This is a genomic window from Aquabacter cavernae, assembly GCF_003993795.1.
In the GTDB taxonomy this organism is placed as follows: Bacteria; Pseudomonadota; Alphaproteobacteria; order Rhizobiales; family Xanthobacteraceae; genus Aquabacter; species Aquabacter cavernae.
Window position 1 is genome coordinate 121364 of the sequence record NZ_RWKV01000007.1, and the last position, 7721, is coordinate 129084.

Sequence of the window (7721 nt, forward strand, 5' to 3'; positions counted from 1 at the left end):
TCATGACGTGCATCGTCGGCGGTGTCAGCACCGCCGGCCTGTCCGGCCTCATTCCGGGATCGAACTCATGGACCTGCGTTTCACCCCGCAAGAGACCGCCTTCCGCGCGGAGGTGCGCAGCTTCTTCCGCACCGAGATCCCGGCGGAGATCCGCGCCAAGGTGTCCGAGGGTCGCCCGCTCGCCCGCGAGGATTACGTCACCTCCCAGCGCATCCTCGATGCCAAGGGCTGGGCGGTGCCCCATTGGCCGGTGGAGCATGGCGGCCAGCCCTGGACCACGGTGCAGCGCTATATCTTCATGGAGGAGCTGATGCAGGCGGCGGTGCCGCTGCCGTTGCAGTTCAACTGCTTCATGGTGGGGCCGGTCATCGCCACTTTCGGCAATGCGGCGCAGAAGGCCCGCTTCCTGCCGCGCATCAAGAGCCTGGAGGATTGGTGGTGCCAGGGCTTCTCCGAGCCCGGCGCCGGTTCCGACCTCGCCTCGCTGAAGACCCGCGCGGTGCGGGACGGTGACCATTACATCGTGGATGGCCAGAAGGCCTGGACCACGCTCGGCCAATATGCCGACTGGATATTCTGCCTCGTGCGCACCGACATGGCGGCGAAGAAGCAGCAGGGCATCTCCTTCCTGCTCATCGACATGAAGAGCCCCGGCGTCACCGTGCGGCCCATCATCACCATCGACGGGCGCCACGAGGTGAACGAGGTGTTCCTCGACGCTGTGCGCGTGCCCGTTGAAAACCTCGTGGGCGAGGAGAACAAGGGCTGGGACTATGCCAAGTTCCTGCTGGCCAACGAGCGCACCGGTATCGCGCGCATCGGCATATCGAAGGAGCGCATCGCCCGCATCAAGCGCCTCGCGCGGACGACGCCCGCCGGGGCAGGCACCATGTGGGACGATCTCGACTTCCGCTCGCGCCTCGCCGCCGTGGAGATCGAGCTGAAGGCCCTGGAGATCACGCAGATGCGCGTGGTGGCGGCGCAGGCGACGCGCGACCCGACGAAGCCCGACCCGGCCTCCTCCATCCTGAAGATCAAGGGCTCCGAGCTTCAGCAGGCCACCACCGAGCTTCTGCTGGAACTGGCCGGCCCCAACGCCCTTCCCGCCGCCCGCGCGCAGGCCGGCGACAACGACGTGGAGGCCCTCCTTGCCTGGGCCGATACCGCCGCGCCCACCTATTTCAACATGCGCAAGGTGTCCATTTACGGCGGCTCCAACGAGATCCAGCACAATGTGATCGCCAAGGCGATCCTCGGGCTTTGAGGATGGTTTGACCCCATGGATTTCGATCTTTCCGACGAGCAGTCGCTTCTCAAGGACAGTGTGAGCCGCTGGGCCGCCAACACATACGGCACGCTGGACCCTCTCACCGCCGCCCGCACCGAGCCGCTGGGCTTTCCCGAGGCGCGCTGGAGCGAACTGGCGGACCTCGGCCTTCTGGGCCTGCCCTTCGCGGAGGCCGATGGCGGCTTCGGCGGCGGCCCGGTGGAGATGCTGGTGGTGAAGGAGGCGCTGGGCCGCGTCATGGCGCCCGAGCCGTATCTGGCGAGCATCATCCTGGGCGGCGGCGCGCTGCGCCTTGCCGGAAGCGCCGACCAGAAGGCGGCCCTGCTGCCCGGCCTCATGGACGGCACCGCCCGCCTCGCCTTTGCCCATGGAGAGGTGCAGGCGCGCTACGATCTCAACGATGTCGCCACCACCGCCCGCGCCGTCGCGGGCGGCTTTCGCCTGGAGGGGCGCAAGAGCGTGGTGCTGAATGCCGATGCCGCCCGGACCCTGGTGGTGAGCGCGCGCACCTCCGGCGCGCGGCGCGACGCGGCGGGCATCACCTTGTTCCTGCTGCCCGCCGATGTGCCGGGCGTGACCGTTTCCGCCTATCCCACCCAGGATGGCGGGCGCGCGGGGGATGTCACCCTCTCGGAGGTGTTCGTCCCCGCCCATTCGATGCTCGGCGCGCCGGACGCGGGCCTGCCGGTCATAGAGCGGGTGGTGGAGGGCGCCATCGCCGCTTTATGTGCCGAGGCCGTGGGCCTCATGGAGGCGCTGCACGGGCTGACGGTGGAGTATCTGAAGACCCGCAAGCAGTTCGGCGTGGCCATCGGCTCCTTCCAGGCGCTCCAGCACAAGGCCGTGGACATGTTCGTGGCCCTGGAGCAGGCGCGATCCATGGCGCTCTATGCGGGCATGATGCTGGAGGCGGAGGACGATGCGGAGCGCCGTGCCGCTCTGTCCGCCGCCAAGGTGCAGATCAACAGGTCCGCGCGCCTCGTGGGCCAGACGGCGGTGCAGCTTCACGGCGGCATCGGCATGACCATGGAATATCTCGGCGCCCACCATTTCCGGCGCCTCGCCATGATCGAGCTGATGTTCGGCGACACGCCCTATCACCAGCGCCGCGTGGTCGCGGCGGGCGGGCTTGTGGGCGCGGCCTGAACGGAAAGAACCCGGCGGGACCGGAGGGGGCCGCCCGGCGGCGGCCCCGGAACGATCACTCCACGCGGATGCCGCCTTCGCGGATCACCGGCGCCCAGCGGTCATATTCACGCTTCAGGAAGGCCGCGAAATTCTGCCGCGAGCCACCCACTACCACGCCGCCCTGCACCTCCTCCACCATCTTCCGGATCTCCGGCAGGGCGATCACCTTCTCGAAGACGGAATTGATGCGGTCGGCCAGCGGGCCGTTCATGCCGGCGGGGGCGGCGACGCCGTACCAGATCGCCACATCGAAATTCGGGATGAAGTCCCGCATCAGCGGCGTGTTGGGCAGGATGGGGGAGGGGCCTGCGCCGAGCGCGACGGGGCGGACTTGCCCGGTCTTGAGCATGGGCAAGGCGGAGGCGAGCGTCGGGAAGCAGAACTGGGCCTCGTTGCGACCAACCGCCATCACCGTCTCCGCGCCGCTGCGATAGGGCACATGCACCATGCGGATGCCGGCCTCCCGCTCGAACAGGGCCATGAACAGATGGCTGCCATTGCCCAGGCCCGCGGAGGAATAGGTGAAGCCGCCGGGATCCTTCTTCCCCGCCGCGATGATCTCCGGCACCGTCTTCTGGAGAACCGACGGATTTTCCAGCATCACCGCATTGAGGTTCACAAGCTGGATGAGGGGCGTGAAGGCGGTCATGGGATCGAAGGAGGCCTTGGGGTTCAGCTCCTTGCCGATGACGTTGGCGCCGATGTCGGCGGCCAGCAGGGTGTAGCCGTCCGGCGCCTGGCCGGAGACGAAGGCGCCCGCCACCATGCCGCCGGCGCCGGAGCGGTTTTCCACCACCAAGGGCTGTCCGTTGGCGAATTCCGGGAAGCGCTGGCCCACGGCGCGGATGAGCGTGTCCACCGCGCCGCCGGGGCCGAACGGAACGATCATCCGCACCGGGCGGGTGGGCCATTCACCGGTCGTCTCGGCAAAGGCCGGGGCGGCGATCAGGCTTCCCAGCAGGCCGGTGAAGCCGCGCCGGGTCATCTCCATCTTCGTCAGGTTCTTCGTCATGGGGTTTCCTCCGGTTTTTTTGCTGTTGTGCGTGGGCGCCCCGGCTTTGTGCCGTGGGCGCCGGGGTCATTCGGCGGCGTCCCGCTCCGGCCGCGCCCAGCGCCGGTCGAAGTCCCAGACCTCGGGGAAGCCCATGAGCGTGTTCATGTCGCCAAAGTCGTAGATGGCCTCCGCCGGCAGGGCGTTGGTGTCGCCATGGGCCAGCAGGTGGGCGTAGGAGCGCTCCAGCGCGGCGGCCATGCTCAGGAAGCCCACGGCCGGATAGATGGCGATGGCATAGCCGAGCGCCGCCAGCGTCTGGGCGGGCAGGATGGGCGTGCGCCCGCCGCCGTCCACATTGTTGGCCAGCAGCGGGGCGTCGATCTCGCCGCCGATGCGCTTCATCTCCTCCTCGCTCTCGGGGCTTTCGATGAAGACGATGTCGGCACCGGCCTTGCGATAGAGCTGGCCGCGCCGGATCGCCTCGTCGAGGCCCAGCGAAGTGCGCGCATCGGTGCGGGCGATGATGAGGAAGTCGTCGCTCTTGCGGGCTTCCGCCGCCACCTCGATCTTCAGCGCCATGTCGCGGGCGGGGATGACGCTGCGGCCCGGCGTGTGGCCGCACTTCTTCGGCACCTCCTGGTCCTCGAGCTGGATGGCGGTGACGCCTGCGGCCTCGTAGCCCATGACGGTGTGGCGGACATTCAGCAGCCCGCCATAGCCGGTATCGGCATCGGCGATGACCGGGGTCGCGCTGCCCTGGGCGAAGCGGGCCATGCGGCTCACCATGTCGGTGAAGGTGGCGATGCCCGCATCGGGGATGCCCAGATGCGAGGCCACCGTGCCGTAGCCCGTGGCGTAGAGCGCCTTGAAGCCCATGCGGTCGGCGATGCGCGCCGAGATCATGTCGAAAATGCCGGGCGCGACGATGAAGTCCTTCGCCGCCAGCGCGGCCCGGAGGGAGGGGTTGGCCATAAGTGCTTCCTTTCTGAATGAGGGGCGCGTCAGGCGCCGAGTGCGATGCGCACGCGCGGCACGAGGCCGCCGGCGGCGAGGATGGCCCGCACCTCATCCCCGAGCGGGGAGGCATGCCAGAGGCGGGTGCCCTGGGCGATCTGCAGGGAGGCGAGGGTGATGCGCGCGGGGCTGCCCGGCTCCAGCGCGTCCGCCGCTTCCGGGCACAGCAGGACCGGCAGGCCGAGATTGACGGCGTTGCGGAAGAAGATCCGCGCCGCGCTGTGCGCCACGATGGCGGCGACGCCCGCCGCCTTCAGGGCGATCACCGCATGCTCGCGCGAGGAGCCGCAGCCGAAATTGCGGCCCACCGCCAGAATGTCCCCCGGGCGCACGCGCGTGACGAAGCTGGGGTCGAGCCCCTCCAGGCAGTGGCGCCCCAGCTCTTCCGGCGTGCGCAGCGACAGATAGCGGCCGGGAAGAATGACGTCGGTGTTCACCTCGTCGCCGAAGCGGTGAACGATGCCTTCGATGTCCGTGCTCATGCCGCGTCCTCCTGGACCGGCGCCACATCCTCGGGCGGCACGATGACCCCCGCCACGGCCGCCGCCGCCGCCACATAGGCGCTGGCCAGGAAGACCCGGCTGTCGGGATGGCCCATGCGCCCGCGATAGTTTCGATTGGTGGTGGCGATGGCGGTCTCGCCCGCCGCCAGGATGCCCATATGGCCGCCGAAGCAGGCGCCGCAGGTGGGCGTGGAAATGGCGGCCCCGGCCTCGGCGATCACATCCAGCAGCCCTTCGGCGAGGGCGGCGCGCCAGATCTTCTGGGTGGCGGGCACCACCACCATGCGCACGCCCGGCGCGATCTTCCGGCCGCGCAGCATATGGGCCACCTGGCGCAAATCCGTGAGGGTGCCGTTGGCGCAATTGCCCACATAGACCTGGTCCACCTTCTCGCCCCGGAGGGCGGAGACGGGCACGCCATCGGCGGGGGAGGGCGGACGGGCCACCATGGGCGACAAGGCGGTAAGGTCGAGAGCGATCACCTGCCGGTAGCGCGCATCCGCATCCGCCAGTGCCGCGGGCGCGGCGGGGGCGCCGCGGCGGGCCATGTCCTCCTGCGACAGGCCATCGCCTTCGAACACGCATGTGTCCGCGCCGGCCTCCACCGCCATGTTGGCGATGGCCATGCGCGCATCCATGGAGAGAGCCGCAAGCCCCGGCCCGCCGAATTCAAGGGAGGCATCCGCCGCCCCGTCCGAGCCCAGACGGCGGATCAGCTCCAGGATCACGTCCTTGCCGGTGACATAGGGACCGGGAGCGCCCGACAGGGTGACGCGGATGCTGTCCGGCACGCGCATCCAGAGCTGGCCCATGGCGAGGGCGCCCGCCAGGTCCGTGGAGCCGAAGCCGATGCCCAGCGCATTGAAGGCGCCCGCCGTGCAGGTGTGGCTGTCCGCGCCGAACACGATGGCGCCGTGCCCCACGAGGCCCAGCTCCGCCAGCAGCGTGTGCTCGATGCCCCCGCGTCCGGGCTCATAGAAATGCGGAATGGCATGGCGCCGGGCGAAATCCCGCGTCATGGCGATGGCGCCCGCCGCCGTGATGTCCGGCGCGGGGGCGAAATGATCCGCCACCAGGACGATGCGCGCGGGATCGAACGGCCGCTGCGCGCCCATGGCCTCGAACTGCTCGAAGGCGAGGGGGCCGGAGACGTCGTTCAGCAGCACCACGTCCGGCCGCACGGTGACGATGTCTCCCGCCCGAGCCCGCCCGTCCGCCGTATGCGCGGCGATGATCTTCTCGGTGATCGTGCGGCCCGGCGTTGCGGGGTCCATGGCGTTTCTCCCTCGGGATCTCTGCCCGTTCCGGTCGATGGCCGTGCACGCCTCGATCCATTTGTGCAATCGATAGCATGAATTCCTATAAGGTAAAGGTGGCCATTATTGCTGCATCGCAATGACAACGATTGCGCATATCTTGCATCGCCGGGTGCCGGGAGCTAAACCATGGAAATGGCAGGCAGATCATCGGGCGACGGCGAAACGGGCGAGCGGTGGACGGTTGCGTCCCTGGCGCGCCGGGCGGGTGTCGCGGCGTCCACCGTGTCGCGTGCCCTGCGCGATGATCCGCGCATCTCTCCCGAAGTGCGTGCGCGTATCGCGGCCCTCGCCAGCGAGGTGGGCTATACGCCCAACGTGCTGGCGCGCTCGCTGGTGGGCGGGCGCAGCGGCCTCATCGGCCTCGTGATCGGGCCGGTGGAGAACCCTTTATATGCAGCGCTGCTGCAGAAGGCGGTCTCTCGCGCGGCGCTGCGGGGCTGGCGCCTGCTGCTGGTGCATGCGGGGGCGGGGCCCATCGAGCAGGCGACCGCCGACTCTCTTCTGCAGTATCGCGTGGATGGCTGCCTGATCACCTCCGCCCAATTGCCCTCGCGGGTGGCGACCATCTGCCGGGCGAACGGCGTGCCGCTGGTGATGGTGAACCGGGTGGCCTGGGAGCATGGCAGCGCGGTGTCGTGTGACAACCGCGCCGGTGGGGCGCTGCTGGCGGATCTTCTGGTGCGGGCCGGGCATCGGCGCCTCGCGGTGGTGCGCGGTGGTCCGGCCACCTCAACCAGCCTGGAGCGGACGGAGGCGTTCGCCGCCCATGTGGTGGCCGCCGGCCTGCCCGCGCCCTTGGTGCTGGGCGGGGCCAATAGCCATGCCATGGGCTATGCGACCGGCGAGGCGGTGGCGGCCATGGGGGCAGGGGAGCGGCCGGACGGCGTCATGTGCGCCAGCGACCTTCTGGCCATGGGCGTGGTGGATGCGCTGCGCGAGCGCGGGCTGCGCGTGCCCGACGACATTTCCGTGGTGGGCATGGACGGCACGGAGCCGGCCCTGCGCGCGCCCTATTACCTGACCACCGTCGCGCAGCCCCTGGACGACATGCTGGAGCGCGCTTTCGACCTTTTGCAGGACCGTATGAGGGGTGTGCCGCGCGCGGATGAGCTGGTTCTGCTGCGTGGGGAGCTGATCCTGGGCCGGTCGGCCCGCCTGCCGGCCGATTTAGCCGGCGATGCTTTTCCGGGTCAAAGCCGCATGGATGCTTGAGTCGCGGGGGTCTTATCCACAGTGTGTGACGCCCCTGTTTCGGTTTCTTGAAAGATGGGTGTTGACAGGAAGAACAGCTGCCCCCTATAAAGCGCCCATCAACGACGCGCTGACGCCGCCGACGAAACGGCCGGCGGAAAGCGCGTCTCCGACGCTCCTCACGACTTTGCTGTTGTGAATTCGCCGGCTTAGGCGCCGGATGA

Annotated in this window: 7 protein-coding genes; 3 read left to right on the plus strand and 4 right to left on the minus strand. The window is 69.1% G+C overall.

The annotated features are described in order from the left end of the window. Positions 1–67: 67 nt before the first annotated feature. Positions 68–1264 (plus strand): acyl-CoA dehydrogenase family protein, encoded by a 1197-nt coding sequence (locus EJJ38_RS04820; RefSeq protein ID WP_127088993.1) that lies wholly within the window; start codon positions 68–70, stop codon positions 1262–1264. Positions 1265–1279: 15 nt separating this feature from the next. Next, complete coding sequence (locus EJJ38_RS04825; RefSeq protein ID WP_127088994.1) at positions 1280–2434, plus strand: acyl-CoA dehydrogenase family protein; 1155 nt, start codon at positions 1280–1282, stop codon at positions 2432–2434. Positions 2435–2489: 55 nt separating this feature from the next. Here the strand turns inward: EJJ38_RS04825 and EJJ38_RS04830 are convergent, their stop codons facing one another. From EJJ38_RS04830 to EJJ38_RS04845, 4 genes are all read right to left on the minus strand, one after another. Next, on the minus strand, positions 2490–3488 hold the full coding sequence (locus tag EJJ38_RS04830; protein ID WP_205666105.1) for a Bug family tripartite tricarboxylate transporter substrate binding protein: 999 nt from the start codon (positions 3486–3488) through the stop codon (positions 2490–2492). Positions 3489–3554: 66 nt separating this feature from the next. Beyond that, entirely contained in the window at positions 3555–4442 is an 888-nt protein-coding gene (locus tag EJJ38_RS04835) for an isocitrate lyase/PEP mutase family protein (protein ID WP_127088995.1), read from the minus strand. Between the two features lie 29 nt (positions 4443–4471). After that, positions 4472–4966: a LeuD/DmdB family oxidoreductase small subunit gene (locus EJJ38_RS04840; protein WP_127088996.1), complete on the minus strand. Its 495-nt coding sequence runs from the start codon at positions 4964–4966 to the stop codon at positions 4472–4474. Beyond that, a complete protein-coding gene (locus EJJ38_RS04845; RefSeq protein WP_127088997.1) occupies positions 4963–6261 on the minus strand; it encodes an aconitase/3-isopropylmalate dehydratase large subunit family protein in 1299 nt (432 codons plus the stop codon). The genes EJJ38_RS04840 and EJJ38_RS04845 overlap by 4 nt, the downstream gene beginning before the upstream one ends. Positions 6262–6432: 171 nt before the next feature. Here EJJ38_RS04845 and EJJ38_RS04850 point away from each other — a divergent pair, with 171 nt between their 5' ends. After that, complete coding sequence (locus EJJ38_RS04850; RefSeq protein WP_127088998.1) at positions 6433–7518, plus strand: LacI family DNA-binding transcriptional regulator; 1086 nt, start codon at positions 6433–6435, stop codon at positions 7516–7518. Positions 7519–7721 lie beyond the last annotated feature (203 nt).